The following is a 16029-nucleotide window of genomic DNA, read 5'->3' as shown; positions in this document are numbered from 1 at the left end:
GGGAAAACGACATGCATCAAAACAAGGACTTAAAGCGCCGACAGCGTCTCCGGCAGGGTGGGTGCGTTGAGAACGGGTGCCGCCTGGAAAGTCTTGGTCATCTCCCTCAGCGTCTGCGTGGTGCGGCTGGAGAGCACCGGCGGTCGCTCCGCCTGTGCCTGCGCCGTGGCGTCCGAGGCCTCCTTCTTCGCCGCCTCCTCGGCCTTGGCCGCGACCTCCGGGTCGACGAACGGATGATCGAGGCCCGGGATCGGCTTCAGGTCGATATTCTGGTGCGCATAGACCATCAGCCGCTGCCACACCATCGCCGGCAGCGAACCGCCGGTCATCTTGTTGGTCGGCGTGAAGTCGTCATTGCCGAGCCAGACGGCGGCCGTGTAGTTGCCGGTGAAGCCGACGAACCAGGCGTCGCGGTAGGATTGCGTGGTGCCGGTCTTGCCGGCGACGACGATGTTGGGAAGCTGGGCGCGTCGTGCCGTGCCGATCACCGGCACCGCCGCCAGCATGGTGTTCATGTATTTCAACGCCTGTTCCGACAGCACGCGGTGCGGCGGCGTCGCGTCCTTGGTCCAGTCATACACCACATCGCCGGTGCGGGTGACGAGCTGGGTGATGCCGTGCCTGGAGCCGACGAAGCCGTTCTGGGCAAAGACGCTGTAGCCCGTCGCCTGGTCCATCACCGTCATGAGGGACGTGCCGAGCACCATGGTCTTGTGTGATTCCAGCGGCGATTCCACGCCCATCGATTCGGCCATCGCCTTGATCGGGCCGACGCCGAGATGGTCCTTGGCGAGCCGCACCGGCACGGTGTTGATCGACTTGGCGATTGCGGTCAGCAGCGTGACATTGCCGGCCGATCCGCCGCTGTAGTTATGCGGCGACCAGCTGCCCCAACTGATCGGACCGCCGGAAACCACCGAGTCCGGGGTGAAGCCATGCTCCATCGCGGTGGCGTAGACGTAGGGCTTGAAGGACGACCCCGTCTGGCGCAGCGCCTTGGTTGCGCGGTTGAACTGGCTGGCGCCATAGTCTCGGCCGCCGACGATGGCGCGCACCGCGCCGTTGGTCTCGATCACCACCACCGCGCCTTCGGTGACGTTGTATTCCTTGCCGAACTGACGGAGATGGAACTCGACCGATTCTTCCGCCGCCTTCTGGATGTTGGCATCGAAGGTGGTGTGGGCAACCAGCGAATGCTGGCCGGGCTTGGCGATCTTCTTGACCTCGTCGAAGGCCCAGTCGAGGAAATAGTCGGGGCTCTTCTGCTCGCCGCGGTCGACGACGTCGGCCGGGTGCAGCCGCGCCTGCAGCACCTGGCCCTCGGTCATGAAGCCGGCATCGACGAGGTTGGACAGCACCACGTTGGCGCGCGCGCGCGCCGCCGGCAAGTTGATGTGCGGGGCGTACTTGGTCGGCGCCTTGAACAACCCGGCGAGCATCGCCGCCTCCGCGAGGTTCAGGTCCTTGACGCTCTTGCCGAAATAGAAATCCGCCGCCGCCTCGATGCCGAACGTGCCGCCGCCCATATAGGCGCGGTCGAGATAGAGCTGCAGGATATCCTTCTTCGAGAGGTTCGCCTCCAGCCACAGCGAGAGAAAAGCTTCCTTGATCTTGCGCTCGAGGGTGCGCTCGTTGGAAAGGAACAGGTTCTTGGCGAGCTGCTGCGTGATGCTGGAGCCGCCCTGGACCACCGAATTGGCGCGCACATTCTCGAAGACCGCGCGCGACAGGCCGAGGACGTCGATGCCGTAGTGGTCGAAGAAACGCCGGTCCTCTGTCGCCAGCACCGCCTTGATGACGATGTCCGGCATCTCGTCGACCGGCACGGAATCGCGCTGGATGATGCCGCGCTGGCCGATCTCGTTGCCGTAGCGGTCGAGGAAGGTGACGGCGAAGTCGCCCTGGTTGCGCCAGTCGCCGGCAGTGATCTCGAAGGCGGGCATCGCCAGCGCCAGGAGCACCACGAAGCCGCCTGCGCCCATGGTGAAACCTTCGCTCAGCACCTCGATGATGGCGCGCCGCCAGCCATGCAGACGGAAACGGCGGAAAAAGATGGTGGCTGCTTCCCAGAATTCGCGCGCCTTGAAGCCGATTTCGTAGAGCGAGGAATCGAGCCACGCGTCGACAGCAAGAGCCGCCGAGGCAATCCGGCCTCTTCTCTTGCGTGGTTTCGAAGGACTTGCCATTCCAGACTTCCGCCCCGGCGCGCTTTCGCCCGGAAACAGCATGCGGGCAGTTTCAGGGTGGCACCCTGCCAAACTATTCGACCATTTTATCACCGCTCACAAGAGCAGCGAAGCCACACCCAAGCTTTGTTGAACGCTAAGGTTGATCGTGCATGCTTTGCGATATCACCGTGCCGCGATGAAGCGCATGAAATGCGCCACATCCGCCTCGGTCGGCTCCTGCCCGGTGAAGGAGCGCAGATAGGCGGCGAGATGGCTGACCCGGGCCTCGACCGGCTCCTTGAGGTCGAGCACGTAGTAACCGATCTGCATGTAGTAAAGGACGCGAGCGCGGATGAAGGCGTCCTCGTCGTCATAGCCGTGCCGCCGGTACATGTCGCGGATGGCGGTGAGGCGCTCGTCGTCGGCCTGGTCGATCATGCGCCGCACGTCGGCCGAGCGTCTGGCCCATTCGCGCACGGCGAAGTCGAGCCTCGGGTCGAACAGCCGCTCGTCGGCCCAGCATTCGAACACGTTCATCACACCCATGATGATGGTCTCGGCCGGGCGGCGGGCACGCTCGACGATCGCCGTGGTGTTGGTATCGTGCCAATGCTTGAGCAACTGGTCGAGCAGGTCCTGCCGGCTTTCGAAATACCAGTAGAAGCTCGAGCGCGACACGCCGAGCTTCTGGCCGAGTGTAAGCACGCGCACGCTCTCGATGCCGTCCGAAATCAGCGTTTCAAGCGCCAGATTGATCCAGTCCGAGCGCGTGACCTTGATGTTGCCGGGCGATGGTTCGGCCTGGGGAGCGGTCATGATCATGGCCGCACAATAGGCATGGCACGAAACGCTGCGCAAGCTCTGGACAGAAGTGTCTAGACACATATGTCCAGGTCATGTACCGTAAGGGCCTCCAACGAGAGGGGAGAGGCTCGTGAAATCGCATTACCGGGCAGTCGTCATCGGAGGAGGCGTGGTCGGCGCCTCGGTGCTCTACCATCTCACGCGGTTCGGCTGGAACGACGTGGCGCTCATCGAGCGCGCCGAGCTGACGGCCGGCTCGACCTGGCACGCGGCCGCCGGCTTCCATGCGCTCAACGCCGATCCCAATGTCGCGGCGCTGCAGGACTACACGATCAAGCTCTATCGCGAGATCGAGGCCGAGTCCGGCCAGAATGCCGGGCTGCACATGACCGGCGGCGTCAACATGGCGAGCGACCCGCAGCGCTGGGAATGGCTGAAATCGGCCTGGGCGGTGTTCCAGTCGGTCGGCATCGAGACGGCCCGGCTGGTGACGCCCGAGGAAATCAAGGAAATCTGCCCGATCGTCGATGTCAGCGATGTGCTGGGCGGCCTCTACGATTCCAACGAGGGCCATCTCGACCCTTACGGCACGACGCATGCCTATGCGGGTGCTGCGAAAAAGCGCGGCGCCGATGTCATCCTGCGCAACCGCGTCGTCGAGTTGAAGCAGCGTGCCGACGGCGGCTGGGACGTCGTCACCGAGAAGGGCACGATCGTTGCCGAGCATGTCGTCAATGCCGGCGGCCTTTGGGCCAAGCAGGTCGGGTTGATGGCCGGCGTCGACCTGCCGGTGACGCCGATGGAGCACCATTATTTCGTCACCGAGGACATTCCCGAGGTCGCCGCGCTCGACAAGGAGATCGGCGTCGTCGTCGACCTCGACGGCTTTTCGTACCTAAGGCAGGAGCGCAACAGCATCCTGCTCGGTGTCTATGAGCAGAACCCAAAGCACTGGAACATGGACGGCGCGCCCTGGGATTACGGCATCGAGCTGATCCCCGAGGACATCGACCGCATCAGCCCCGAGCTGTCCAAGGCTTATGAGCGCTTTCCGTGCCTGGCGACCGCCGGCGTCCGCAAATGGGTGAACGGCGCCTTCACCTTCACGCCGGACGGCAACCCGCTGGTCGGCCCGGTGCGTGGCCTGAAGAACCACTGGGTCGCCTGCGGCGTCATGGCCGGCTTCAGCCAGGGCGGCGGCGTCGGCAAGTCGCTGGCCGAATGGATGATCTACGGCGAGCCGCAGGCCGACATCTTCGGCATGGACATCGCCCGCTACGGCGCCTTCGCCGCCAACCGCGAATATCTCAAGCAGACCACGCGCCAGTTCTATGCCCGCCGTTTCGTCATGACCTTCCCCAACGAGCGGCTGCCGGCGGGCCGGCCGCTGAAGCGTCCCGGCGCCTATGACGGCATGAGCGCCGCCGGCGCCGCGTGGACGGCGTCCTGGGGACTGGAAATCCCGGCCTATTTCGCGCCGATGGGTTTTCGCGAGGAGACGACGCTGAGGCGCTCCAACGCCTTCGACATCGTCGGCGACGAGGTGCTGCAGGTCCGCCGCGCCGCCGGCCTCGTCGATACGACGGCCTTCTCGCGCTATGTCGTATCGGGCCTGGGCGTCGAGGCCTGGCTCGACCGGTTGCTCGCCTGCAGTCTGCCGAAGCCCCGCCGCGCGAAACTGGCTCCGATGCTCGGCCATGACGGCAGGCTGAAGGGCGATCTCACCCTGCTCAACTGGGGCGGCGGCGAATATTGGATCATGGGCTCCTATTACCTGCGCGAATTCCACATGCGCTGGTTCGAGGCGCATAGGGCGGACGGCGTCTCGACCACCGACATTTCCGATGCGACATCCGGTTTCCTTGTTACCGGACCGAACGCACGCAAGATCGTCGAACGCACCACCCATCAGGATATCTCCGCCGAAGCTCTACCTTTTATGGCTTGCGGCGCGTTCGACATTGGGATGGTGCCGGCGCGGGTCGCCCGGCTGTCGATCGCCGGCGAGCTCGGCTTCGAGATCAACTGCCCGGCCACCCTGCATTCGACCCTGCGCGAGACGCTGCTTGCCGCCGGCGAGGATCTCGGCCTCGCCGAGATCGGCTATTACGCGCTCAATTCGCTTCGGCTGGAAAAGAGCTTCGGCATCTGGTCGCGCGAGTTCACGCAAGGCTATACGCCCGGCCAGACGGGCCTCGATCGCTTCATCGCTTTCGACAAGGGCGATTTCATCGGCCGTGAAGCAGCTCTTAAGGAACGCAAGGCGGGTGTTTCGCGCCGGATCGTTACGCTTGAGGTCGATGCCCTCGATGCCGACGCCAGCGGCTTCGAGCCGGTCTGGCACAAGGGCCGGCGCGTCGGTTTGGTCACCTCGGGCGGCTACGGCTACACCGTCGGCAAGAGCGTCGCCCTGGCGTTGGTGGACGACGATTTCGCCGGGGAGGGGACGGCGCTTTCCGTACACATTGTCGGCGTCGAACGGCCGGCACGCGTCATCGCGGCCTCGCCTTACGACGCGCAAGGCAGGGCGATGCGGGGATGAGGAGGATGCCATGATTGACGAGGCCGCAAGGGATCAGAGGCGCGAACGCCGGCGCGGACGCACCGGTGAGGCCGGTAGCGAGTCGAGCCGCCATCCGAATTACCGTTCGCTGAAGAACCCGTTCCTGCCGCAGCCGGTGTTTTCCGACGACCAGGTCGCCGCGATCCACGACACGGCGCTGCGCGTGCTGGAAGAGCTCGGCATCAAGGTGCTGCTGCCGGAGGCGCGCGCCATTCTTGCCAGGGCCGGCGCCTTGGTCGACGAGGACAGCCAGATGGTGAGGATCGGCCGCGACATGGTCGAGGCGGCCCTGGCTTCCGCGCCGCGCTCGATCCCGGCCTATGGCGGCGACCGCTCCCGCGATCTGATGCTCGAGCTCGGGTCCATGGCGTTCCTCGCCGGCTCGGGCGCGCCCAATGTCACCGATCTCGAGCGCGGCCGGCGGTCGGGAACGCTCGCCGCCTTCGAGGAGTTCATGAAGCTGCTGCAGCATTTCGACGTGCTGCACATGCTCGGCCCCTGCATCGAGCCGCAGGACGTCGACACCCGCTTTCGCCACTACGCCACCGGCCGGGCTCAGCTCATTTTGTCCGACAAGCTCCCGTTCGTCTTCGCGCGCGGCACGCCGCAGGTCGACGACAGCTTCGAGATGGTCCGGCTGGCGCGCGGCCTGTCCGAGGATGATTTCCGCGCCGGCGTCTATTGCTACACCGTCATCAACACCAATTCGCCGCGCCAGCTCGACATCCCGATGGCGCAAGGCATCATCGATTTTGCCAAGGCCGGCCAGGTCTCGATCATCACGCCCTTCTGCCTGGCGGGCGCCATGGCGCCGATCACGGTCGCCGGAGCGCTGACGCTGCAGCATGCGGAGGCGCTGGCCGGGCTGACGCTGGCCCAGCTCGTGCGCCCCGGCGCGCCGGTGGTCTATGGTTCGTTCTCCTCCAATGTCGACATGAAGTCGGGCGCGCCTGCCTTCGGCACGCCGGAGCACATCAAGGCGACGCTGGGCGCCGGCCAGCTCGCGCGCTTCACCGGCCTGCCCTGGCGTTCCGGCGGCGGCAGCGCTGCCAACATTTCCGACGCGCAGGCAGCGCACGAGACGCAGTTCGCGCTGTGGGGTTCGGTGCTTGCCGGCGCGACCGTCTGCATCCACGCCGCCGGCTGGCTGGAAGGGGGCCTGAGCGTCTCCTTCGAGAAGCTGATCACCGATATCGAGGCCTTGCAGACGGTCGCCGAGCTTTGCGCAACGACGCCGGGCGACGCCGACGCCATCGGCTTCGAGGCCATCGCCGAGGTGCAGCCCGGCGGCCACTTCTTCTCGGCCGCCCACACCATGACGCGCTACCGCACCGCCTTCTACGAGCCGCTGGTCGCCGACTGGTCGAATTTCGGCAACTGGACGCAAGCCGGCGGCAAGACCGCCACCGAGCGCGCCACCGGCGTCTGGAAGCGGATCCTTGCCGATTTCCAGCCGCCGCAATCCGCCGCCGCTACCGCCGGCGTACTCGACGAGTTCATCGCGCGGCGCACCGAACAGGGCGGTGCGGCGCCGGTGTCGTGAGTCCGAAAACGTAATATTTTCCAGACTTTCGCCGTTCACGCTACAGTCAAAACGATTCGCGATCTGGTATCGGATCGCGAGCGTGGTTACGTTGGCGATCAGGTTAGCAACGAACCGAAGGCTGTTTTGTGATGGACGGTAAATGACGGCGCCTGGCGATTTGATGCAGGCCTTGTTCCTGAGGCTGAAGACCGACGCGTCGCTTTCGGCGCTGCTGGGCGGCGCCGGCCTGCTCGAGCGCGCCGACGCCAAGGCGGCCTATCCGCACGTCACCTACGGCCGCACCAGCGCCTTCGATCTCGAAACCGGCGCCGACAACGACAATGATCAGCTCATCACGCTGCATGTCTGGTCGAAGGCTCAAGGGGAGGCCGAGACGCGCCTCATCATGGACAGCATCAGGGCACGCCTCGACGGCGCGGCGCTCTCAATCGGCCCGCGCGGCCAGACGCGTCTGTCGCTGGAATTCGCCGAGGCGCGCTATGACGAGGACCTGACGGTCCATCACGGGCTGCTGCGCTTTCGCGCGCTGACGCAGGAAAGCGCTTGAGCGTCCAGTCCTAAAGCGCGTCGCGCTGAAATGGATCCAGGCGACGCGCTTTAGGTCTTTGTTTTTATGCATGTCGTTTTCGCAAAACCGCTGCACACTTTTGCGCGACATGCATCAAAGTTGAGCCTGGATGGCGCCCTTGTCGATGACCGACCAGACCTCGCATATCCGTCCGTCCTGGAATTCATAGAAGACGTTCTCGGCGAAGGCGACGCGCTTGCCCTTCACCGGCAGGCCGAACAGCACGCCCTTGGGCCTGCAGTCGAAATGCAGGCGGGCCGCCACCCGCGGCGGCTCCGAGACCAGAAGCTCGATGTTGAAACGCAGATCCGGAATAGCCTGGAAATCGCCTTCCAGCATCCGGCGATAGCCCGAAAGCCCGATCGTCTCGCCGTTATACTGCACCTGTTCGCCGACGAACCGGTCGAGATTGTCCCAGTCCTGCGCGTTGAGGCAGGCGATGTAACCCTTGTAGCGATCGGCAAGGTCCTCGCTCGTCATGGCATTCTCCCGTCGTCACCGGCTTCACGGCGCAAACTAGCGCATATCCCGCCCGCGAAAACCGTAGCCGCGCCGGTGATTTTCCGGCTATGAATCCCAAGCTTGGCCGGTGGGAGCCGGGCAGCAGGATTCGTCTCGCGCTGGAGCAACTCCAGGAAAAGTGCGTAGCGGTTTTTCCGTCCGGAATTGCGTAAAACCAAGGGGGCATGGCGGGCATGGATTTTCGGCCGTTCACCGTTCATTTCACGTTCAGCACACATGCGTTAGAACCGTGATCATGAAAACGTTCCGCTCCCATATCCGCACCGCGACGCTGGCGCTTGCCGCAGCCGGCGTTCTTGCGTCGCAGGCGATTGCCATGCCGGCCATCGAGCCGTCGGCCGAACAGCCGGTCGTGCTTGCCGCCGGCGACTGCTATGCGATCGGCCAGCAGGTCGCCGCGCAGAATGGCGGCACGCTCGCCAAGGCGTCGCAGTCGACGCGCGGCGGCCAGCCGGTCTGCGTCATCGTCGTGCTCGTCCCCGGCAAGGAAGGCCAACGCCCGCGTCGTTCCGAGATCGTGGTGCCGCTGAACTGACGCCCCATTCCCTTTAACAGGCTTAAGTTTCCCAGGCCGGCGGAATCGGCCTATACCTCCATCCCTCAACAGGCTCAAAACCATGCGCGTGCTCGTCGTCGAGGATGACAAGGATCTCAACCGGCAACTGGCGGACGCGCTGGTCGACGCCGGCTATGTCGTCGACCGCGCCTATGACGGGGAGGAGGGGCATTTCCTCGGCGACACCGAGCCTTACGATGCCGTCGTGCTCGACATCGGCCTGCCGCAGATGGACGGCATCAGCGTCGTCGAGCGCTGGCGCCGTGGCGGGCGCAAGATGCCGGTGCTGATCCTGACCGCGCGCGACCGCTGGAGCGACAAGGTGGCCGGCATCGACGCCGGCGCCGATGACTATGTCACCAAGCCTTTCCACATCGAGGAAGTGCTGGCCAGGGTGAGGGCGCTGATCCGTCGCGCCGCCGGCCATGCCTCGTCCGAGCTCACCTGCGGACCGCTCAGGCTCGACACAAAGGCCTCCAAGGCCGATGTCAACGGCATGCCGCTGAAGCTCACTTCTCATGAGTTCCGTTTGCTTGCTTATCTGATGCACCATATGGGCGAGGTGGTGTCGCGCACTGAGCTGGTCGAGCATCTCTATGACCAGGATTTCGACCGCGATTCCAACACCATCGAGGTGTTTGTCGGGCGGCTTCGCAAGAAGATGGGCATCGACATGATCGAAACCGTGCGTGGCATGGGCTATCGCATGCGAGAGCCGGAGGCGTAACGCGGAACCGCTGAAGCCGACGATGGGAACGTGGCTTTCAAGGCTGCGGCTCTGGCCGCGCTCGCTGACCTTCCGCGTCATCGCCTTCTCCACCATCTGGGCGATCCTGACGCTGGTCGTCATCTTCACCCTCATCACCACGCTTTACCGCCAGGCCAGCGAGCGCGGTTTCGACAGCCTGCTTTCGGCGCATCTGTTCAACCTGATCGGTTCGGTCGGCATTTCCGACAATGGCGCGCTCACCGGCTCGCCCGACCTTGGCGACCTGCGCTTCTCCGAGCCGAATTCTGGCTGGTACTGGTCCGTTGAGCCGGCCTCCGAGGGTGTTCACGGCGAAATCCACTCCTCCTCGATGACGACCTCGATCCTGTCGCCAAGCGTCGCCGAGGTCCCCTTCAACGCGAACTTCCAGCGCAGCTACTCGACCGAGGGCATCAAGGGCGAGGAGCTCGAGGTCTTCGAGAGCGAGTTCATGCTCGACGCCAAGAACCGCGCCGCGCGCTTCCGCGTCATGGGCAACCACAGCGAGCTCGAGCAGGAGATCGCGAGCTTCCAGCGCCGCCTGCTCACTTATCTGTCGCTCTTCGGCGTCGGCATGATCGCCATCAACGCCGTCGCCATTCTTTTGGGCCTGCAGCCCTTGCGGCGCGTGCGCAATGCGCTGGCCATGGTGCGCGAGGGCACGGCGCAGCGGCTCGACGGGCGTTTTCCGGCCGAGATCGAGCCTCTCGCCAACGAGACCAATGCCCTGATCGAGAACAACAGGCGCATCGTCGAGCGCTCGCGCACGCAAGTCGGCAATCTCGCCCATTCGCTGAAGACGCCGCTTGCCGTGCTGATCAACGAAGGCCGTGCGCTGGGCGGCGCCAAAGGCCAGCTCATCTCCGATCAGGCTGCCTCGATGCAGAAGCAGGTCGACCATTATCTGCAGCGCGCGCGCGTCGCCGCCCAGCGCGACAGCGTCGTCTTCCGCACACCGGTTTCGCCGCTGGTCGAGCGCATGGTGCGCGTGCTGCAAAAGCTCAACCCGCGGACGAAGCTCACGCTGTCGCCGCCGCCCGCCGAGATCGTCTTTGCCGGCGAGCGCGAGGATCTGGAGGAATTGCTCGGCAATCTGCTCGACAACGCCATGAAATGGGCGAAGGGCGCCGTCGCCGTCTCGGTCGCCCCTGTCGCGGGAAGCGCCGGCCTGTTTGAAATCGTTATAGAGGATGACGGGCCGGGAATTCCCGAAGACAAGGCGCGAGAGGTGCTGAAGCGCGGGCGGCGGCTGGACGAGACGAAGCCGGGAACGGGGCTTGGGCTTGCCATTGTCGCCGACCTCGTCAACGAGTATGGAGGCGTCCTGGCGCTGGAACGGTCCGGCATGGGCGGCTTGAGGGCGGTGGTCAGATTGCGGAGCCTTCAGTGATGTTTTTTATCGATTTGCGCGCGGCCGGCTGCGGCCAAATTTCCGACAAATATCAACACTATGGCCTTGCCACCCTCCCCGATGGCGCGGCCCCCAGTGCCTTTCGCTCAAGAAGTCCATCCCGCTCAAGAGAACCGGTTGTTGGCATGAAGATTCGCGTCGCGCTCGTTTCCGCCCTGATGGCCGTTTCAGGCTGCACAACGCTGGGCAGGAGCGGTCCCCCGGTCACGCCCGTCGCCACGCCGCCGGCCGCTGGCAAGGTGGGAACCGGCATCGTCGCGGCCATGAATGGCGGACTGGTCGGCGGATCGATCGGCTCGGGCCTCAGCGACGCCGAGAAGCGCAAGGGTCTCGAGGCGGAATACAAGGCGCTGGAATACACCGCGAGCGGCCAGAAGGTGACGTGGAAGAGCGACGGCTCGTCCCATTACGGCGAGGTCGTCGCCGCTCAGCCTTACCGGGTCGGTTCGCAGGACTGCCGGCAGTATACCCACACCGTCTATACCGGCACATCGGGCGTCACCGCACGCGGCACGGCCTGCCGCAACGCTGACGGCAGCTGGACGCCGTTGACTTAGAGCGGTTCGGCCTTCGATCGGAGGGCCGACCCGCTCCAAGTGTTTGTCACGACGCAATTCCGAACGGAAAACCGCTGCGCACTCTTCCTGGAATTGCGCTAATTTCGGCTACAGTCCGGCGAGATTGATATCGATCAAGGTTCTCCGGCGCGTCTGTCGTCAAAGCGTCGCAGTACGCTTGTGTTGGCAGGGCAGGGCTCTGCCTTTATTGGAATAGCCATGCTGTTCTGGGTCATAGCCGCAATCCTCACGCTGGGCGCCAGCCTGGCGGTGCTTCTGCCGCTGGCCGGCGGCACGGAAGGCTCGTCCGCGGCCGGCGATCACGACCTCGAGGTCTACCGCGACCAACTCGCCGAGCTCGACCGCGACATGGCGCGCGGGCTTATCCAGCCGGCCGAAGCCGAGGAAGCGCGCGCCGAGATCGGCCGCCGCATCCTGCGTCTCGGCTCGGCTGACCAGGCAGGCGCGGCGGCGCCGCGCGCCTCGCGAGCCGCAAGGCTTGTGGCCACCGCCGCCGTGCTGGCCGTGCCGCTGGTGAGCTGGGGGCTCTATGGCGAGCTCGGCTCGCCGGACTTGCCGTCGCAGCCATTGGCCGAACGGCTCGCCAAGAGCCCGGCCGATTCCTCGGTCGACGAACTGGTCGCCCGCGCCGAGGCCCACCTCGCCGCCAATCCGTCTGACGGCAAGGGCTGGGACGTTCTGGCGCCTGTCTATCTGCGCCTGCAGCGCTACACCGACGCGGTGACGGCCTATCGCAACGCCATCCGACTCGACGGCGACAGCGCCGTCCGGCAAGCCGGCCTCGGCGAGGCGATCGCCAATGCCGCCGGCGGCATCGTGTCGGCCGAGGCTCAGGATGCCTTCGAGGCGGCCCTGAAGCTCGACCCCGCCAACGCCAAGGCGAGCTTCTATCTGGCGATGGGCCTTGCGCAGGAAGGCAAGAAGGCCGAAGCCGCGGCCGCCTGGCAGAAGATGCTCGGCCAACTGCCGCCGGATTCGCCCTGGCGCAGCGCCGTCCAGCAGGCGCTTGCGGAAACGACCGGGCCGGCAGTGGCCACCGGGACGCCGGTCAATGGCCCTGATGCTCAAGCCGTCGAGGCTGCGCAGCAGATGTCGCCGCAGGACCGGCAGGCGATGATCGAGACCATGGTCGCCGGCCTCGACGACCGGCTGAAGCAAAATCCGCGCGACGAGGAAGGATGGATGCGGCTCATTCGTTCCTATGTCGTGCTCGGCAAGGCCGACCAGGCGCGCGACGCCCTCGGCCGCGCTGTTGCCGTCTTCGGCGCCGACAGCGAGCAAGCCAAGAAGTTCACCGCCTTTGCCGCCTCCCTCGGCGTGAGGGCGACGGAGTAAGAGATGACGCGCAAGCAGAAGCGATTGTCGGTGATCATTGCCGGTCTGGCCTTCCTGGGTGCCGCGGCCGGCCTCACCTTCTATGCGCTCGGCCAGAAGGCCTCTTATTTCTACATGCCGGCCGATCTCGCCACCGCGACCGTCCAGCCCGGCCAGCGCATCCGCCTTGGCGGCCTCGTCGAAAAGGGCACCATCGTGCGCGGCCAAGGCGCCACCGTCGCCTTTTCGGTCACCGATACGCAGAAGTCGGTCAAGGTCACCTATACAGGCATCTTGCCCGACCTGTTCCGCGAGGAGCAGGGCGTCATCACCGAGGGCGCCTTCGGCCCCGACGGTGTCTTCGTCGCCGACAGCGTTTTAGCCAAGCATGACGAGCGCTATATGCCCAAGGAAGTCGCCGACGGCCTGAAGGCCAAGGGCGTCTGGCAGGAAAGCAAGAGCCAATAATGGTTGAGACCGGACATTTCGCGCTCGTCCTCGCCTTTGCGCTGTCGCTGGTGCAGATGCTGCTTCCGCTGGTCGGCGCCCGCAGCGGCAACCGGCGGCTGATGGCGGTCGGCGGCCCGGTCGCGGTCACCGGTTTCGCGCTCACCGCGCTCTCCTTCGCCGCGCTTGCTGGCGCCTATGCCGGCTCCGACTTCTCGGTGGCAAATGTGTGGGAGAACTCCCATTCGCTGCAGCCGATGATCTACAAGATCACCGGCACCTGGGGGAACCACGAAGGCTCGATGCTGCTCTGGGTGCTGATCCTGACCTTCTTCGGCGCGCTCGTGGCCGTCTTCGGCTCCAACCTGCCGGAGACGCTCAAGGCCAATGTGCTCGCAGTGCAGGGCACAATCGGCGCCGCCTTCTTCCTGTTCATCCTGACGACGTCCAACCCCTTCATCCGGCTCAACCCGGCGCCGATCGAGGGCCGCGACCTCAACCCGGTCCTGCAGGATCTCGGCCTCGCCATCCATCCGCCGCTGCTCTATCTCGGCTATGTCGGCTTCTCGATCTGCTTTTCCTTCTCGGTCGCCGCCCTGATCGAGGGCCGCATCGACGCCTCCTGGGCGCGCTGGGTGCGGCCATGGACGCTGGTCGCCTGGATGTTCCTAACCGGCGGCATCGCCATGGGCTCGTACTGGGCCTATTACGAGCTCGGCTGGGGCGGCTTCTGGTTCTGGGATCCGGTCGAGAACGCTTCCTTCATGCCCTGGCTCGCCGGCACCGCGCTGCTCCATTCGGCGATCGTCATGGAAAAGCGCTCGGCACTGAAGATCTGGACGCTGCTGCTTGCGATCCTCACCTTCTCGCTGTCGCTGCTCGGGACGTTCCTCGTGCGCTCCGGCGTGCTGACTTCCGTGCATGCCTTCGCCACCGATCCGGCGCGGGGCGTCTTCATCTTGTGCATCCTGACGCTCTTCATCGGCGGCTCGCTGGCGCTGTTTGCCCTGCGCGCATCGCGGCTGACCGCCGGCGGCCTCTTCCACCCGATCTCGCGCGAGGGCGCGCTGGTCCTCAACAACCTCTTTCTCACCACGGCGACAGCGACGGTGCTGGTCGGCACGCTCTATCCGCTGGTGCTCGAAGCCACTACCGGCGGCAAGATTTCGGTCGGCGCGCCCTTCTTCGACCTGACCTTCGGCCCGCTGATGCTGCCGCTGCTGGCGATCGTGCCTTTCGGTCCGCTGCTTGCCTGGAAGCGCGGCGATGTGCTTGCCGCTTCCCAGCGCCTGATGGCCGCCTTCGCGCTGGCGATTGCCGCGATGCTGGTCACCGGCCTGTTCATCGACGGCGGCTCGGTCTTCGCCGCGCTCGGCGTCGGCATCGCCGTCTGGCTGGTCGCCGGCGCGCTGACCGACCTTGCCGTCAAGTCCGGCGTCGGCTCGGTGACGCCGGCCGTCATGCTGAGGCGCTTCGCCGGCCTGCCGCGCTCGGTCTTCGGCACGGCCCTTGCCCATCTCGGGTTGGGGCTCACCTTGCTCGGCATCGTCGGCACATTGTCCTTCGGCACCGAGAAGATCCTCACCATGCGCGCCGGCGAGACGGTGGACCTCTCCGGCCACACGCTGCGCTTCGAAGGGCTGTTCCCCCGAAAAGGCCCGAACTTCACCGAGGACCGCGGCCGCTTCCTGCTGATCTCAAATGGCAATGCCGACGGCGAGATCACGTCGGCAAAACGCTTCTATCCGGCGCGGCAGACCGTGACGACCGAGTCCGGCATCCGGACGCTGGGCCTCAGCCAGCTCTATCTGTCGCTCGGCGACGAGGGCAAGGACGGTTCCGTCGTCGTGCGCCTGTGGTGGAAACCGCTGGTGACGCTGATCTGGGGCGGCGGTCTGGTGATGATGGCTGGCGCCGCCATGTCGCTGCTCGACCGCCGCCTGCGCGTCGGCGCGCCCGCGAGGCGCCGCAAGCCGGCTGTTGCCGCAGCAACCGCGAGCCCGACATGAAAGCGAAGTTTTCGCTTGGCCTCCTGCTCCTCCTGCTGGCCCTGGTCTTCGCCGGCACGGCGCAGGCGGTGAGGCCCGACGAGGTGCTGGCCGATCCGGCGCTGGAGGCGAGGGCGCGCGCGCTGTCCGAAGGCCTGCGCTGCATGGTCTGCCAGAACCAGTCGATCGACGAATCCGACGCCGACCTTGCGCGTGACCTGCGCATCCTCGTGCGCCAGCGCCTTGTCGCCGGCGACACCGACCAGCAGGTGATGGACTACATCGTTTCGCGCTATGGCGAGTTCGTATTGTTGAAGCCGCGCTTCAGCCTGCGCAACGCGCTTTTGTGGGGCACGCCGGTGCTTCTGCTTCTGGCCGGCGGCATCTTCATCGTGATGAGCGCCCGCTCGCGTCGGCCAGCGCCGGACGGCGCTCTGAGCGCGGAGGAACAGGCGGCGCTGGACAAGCTGCTGCGCGACTGACGCACGAATTGCGGACCTCGGAGGTTGGCCGAGACTCCTGTGCCGTCGCGAGTGCTTCCGCCTAGCCTCCGAGCGCGGCATACCTCACACCTTGCCTGTGCGCTCAGCTTCCACGGCCTCGATCACCGCGTCGATTTCCGCCATCGCAGCTTCGTGAGGCATCACACGGCCCGCCTTTGCATCGGCTATCCCGCGCTTGATGCCTTCAATCATCTTGGTCTCCCAATCGACTGAGACTCGAATTCGGTTGGTATGGCCCGTGGTCATTTTGAACCTCGTGATCCCAACGCATCCCTGCTGATCGCCAAACATTACAAAATTTTCATGTACCGGA

Annotated in this window: 14 protein-coding genes and 1 pseudogene; 11 read left to right on the top strand and 4 right to left on the bottom strand. The window is 65.4% G+C overall.

Annotated features, from left to right (window positions below):
• Positions 1 to 29: 29 nt before the first annotated feature.
• Positions 30 to 2186 (bottom strand): penicillin-binding protein 1A, encoded by a 2157-nt coding sequence (locus tag EJ070_RS32470; RefSeq protein WP_126094993.1) that lies wholly within the window; start codon positions 2184 to 2186, stop codon positions 30 to 32.
• Positions 2187 to 2351: 165 nt separating this feature from the next.
• Positions 2352 to 2990, bottom strand: a complete 639-nt coding sequence (locus EJ070_RS32465) for a TetR/AcrR family transcriptional regulator (RefSeq protein WP_126094992.1) — start codon at positions 2988 to 2990, stop codon at positions 2352 to 2354.
• Positions 2991 to 3102: 112 nt separating this feature from the next.
• Between EJ070_RS32465 and EJ070_RS32460 the strand changes: the two genes are divergently transcribed.
• The 3 genes from EJ070_RS32460 (at position 3103) to EJ070_RS32450 (ending at position 7628) form a co-directional block, all read left to right on the top strand.
• Positions 3103 to 5514: an FAD-dependent oxidoreductase gene (locus tag EJ070_RS32460; protein WP_126094991.1), complete on the top strand. Its 2412-nt coding sequence runs from the start codon at positions 3103 to 3105 to the stop codon at positions 5512 to 5514.
• Between the two features lie 10 nt (positions 5515 to 5524).
• The gene (locus tag EJ070_RS32455) at positions 5525 to 7078 is read left to right on the top strand and encodes a trimethylamine methyltransferase family protein (protein WP_126094990.1); all 1554 of its coding nucleotides are present in this window, start codon (positions 5525 to 5527) and stop codon (positions 7076 to 7078) included.
• A gap of 142 nt (positions 7079 to 7220) precedes the next feature.
• The gene (locus EJ070_RS32450) at positions 7221 to 7628 is read left to right on the top strand and encodes a DUF3168 domain-containing protein (RefSeq protein ID WP_126094989.1); all 408 of its coding nucleotides are present in this window, start codon (positions 7221 to 7223) and stop codon (positions 7626 to 7628) included.
• A gap of 114 nt (positions 7629 to 7742) precedes the next feature.
• On the opposite strand, the gene EJ070_RS32445 is transcribed toward EJ070_RS32450, so the two are convergent.
• Positions 7743 to 8129: an ester cyclase gene (locus EJ070_RS32445; protein WP_126094988.1), complete on the bottom strand. Its 387-nt coding sequence runs from the start codon at positions 8127 to 8129 to the stop codon at positions 7743 to 7745.
• A gap of 277 nt (positions 8130 to 8406) precedes the next feature.
• On the opposite strand from EJ070_RS32445, the gene EJ070_RS32440 reads away from it, so the two are divergent.
• The 8 genes from EJ070_RS32440 (at position 8407) to EJ070_RS32405 (ending at position 15695) form a co-directional block, all read left to right on the top strand.
• Positions 8407 to 8706, top strand: a complete 300-nt coding sequence (locus EJ070_RS32440; RefSeq protein WP_126094987.1) for a hypothetical protein — start codon at positions 8407 to 8409, stop codon at positions 8704 to 8706.
• Between the two features lie 82 nt (positions 8707 to 8788).
• Positions 8789 to 9454: a response regulator transcription factor gene (locus tag EJ070_RS32435; RefSeq protein ID WP_126061966.1), complete on the top strand. Its 666-nt coding sequence runs from the start codon at positions 8789 to 8791 to the stop codon at positions 9452 to 9454.
• Between the two features lie 22 nt (positions 9455 to 9476).
• The gene (locus EJ070_RS32430; protein ID WP_126094986.1) at positions 9477 to 10865 is read left to right on the top strand and encodes an ATP-binding protein; all 1389 of its coding nucleotides are present in this window, start codon (positions 9477 to 9479) and stop codon (positions 10863 to 10865) included.
• A 146-nt stretch (positions 10866 to 11011) separates the two neighbouring features.
• Complete coding sequence (locus EJ070_RS32425; RefSeq protein ID WP_126094985.1) at positions 11012 to 11443, top strand: hypothetical protein; 432 nt, start codon at positions 11012 to 11014, stop codon at positions 11441 to 11443.
• A 219-nt stretch (positions 11444 to 11662) separates the two neighbouring features.
• Positions 11663 to 12799 carry a c-type cytochrome biogenesis protein CcmI gene (gene ccmI / locus EJ070_RS32420; protein WP_126094984.1) on the top strand — a complete coding sequence of 379 codons (1137 nt, stop codon included), beginning with the start codon at positions 11663 to 11665 and terminating at the stop codon, positions 12797 to 12799.
• 3 nt (positions 12800 to 12802) lie between these two features.
• On the top strand, positions 12803 to 13246 hold the full coding sequence (gene ccmE, locus EJ070_RS32415; RefSeq protein WP_126094983.1) for a cytochrome c maturation protein CcmE: 444 nt from the start codon (positions 12803 to 12805) through the stop codon (positions 13244 to 13246).
• Entirely contained in the window at positions 13246 to 15234 is a 1989-nt protein-coding gene (locus tag EJ070_RS32410) for a heme lyase CcmF/NrfE family subunit (RefSeq protein WP_126094982.1), read from the top strand. The genes ccmE and EJ070_RS32410 overlap by 1 nt, the downstream gene beginning before the upstream one ends.
• Positions 15231 to 15695, top strand: coding sequence for a cytochrome c-type biogenesis protein (locus EJ070_RS32405; RefSeq protein ID WP_126094981.1), 465 nt, complete (start codon positions 15231 to 15233; stop codon positions 15693 to 15695). The genes EJ070_RS32410 and EJ070_RS32405 overlap by 4 nt, the downstream gene beginning before the upstream one ends.
• Before the next feature lie 84 nt (positions 15696 to 15779).
• Here the strand turns inward: EJ070_RS32405 and EJ070_RS37290 are convergent.
• Positions 15780 to 15926: pseudogene (locus EJ070_RS37290) on the bottom strand (CopG family transcriptional regulator); the annotation flags it as partial.
• Between the last annotated feature and the right edge of the window lie 103 nt (positions 15927 to 16029).

Origin of the sequence: Mesorhizobium sp. M1E.F.Ca.ET.045.02.1.1, assembly GCF_003952485.1 — a bacterium.
Lineage (GTDB): Bacteria > Pseudomonadota > Alphaproteobacteria > Rhizobiales > Rhizobiaceae > Mesorhizobium.
The sequence above is the reverse complement of the archived record's forward strand: the minus strand, read 5'-3'. Positions and strand labels throughout refer to the sequence as shown.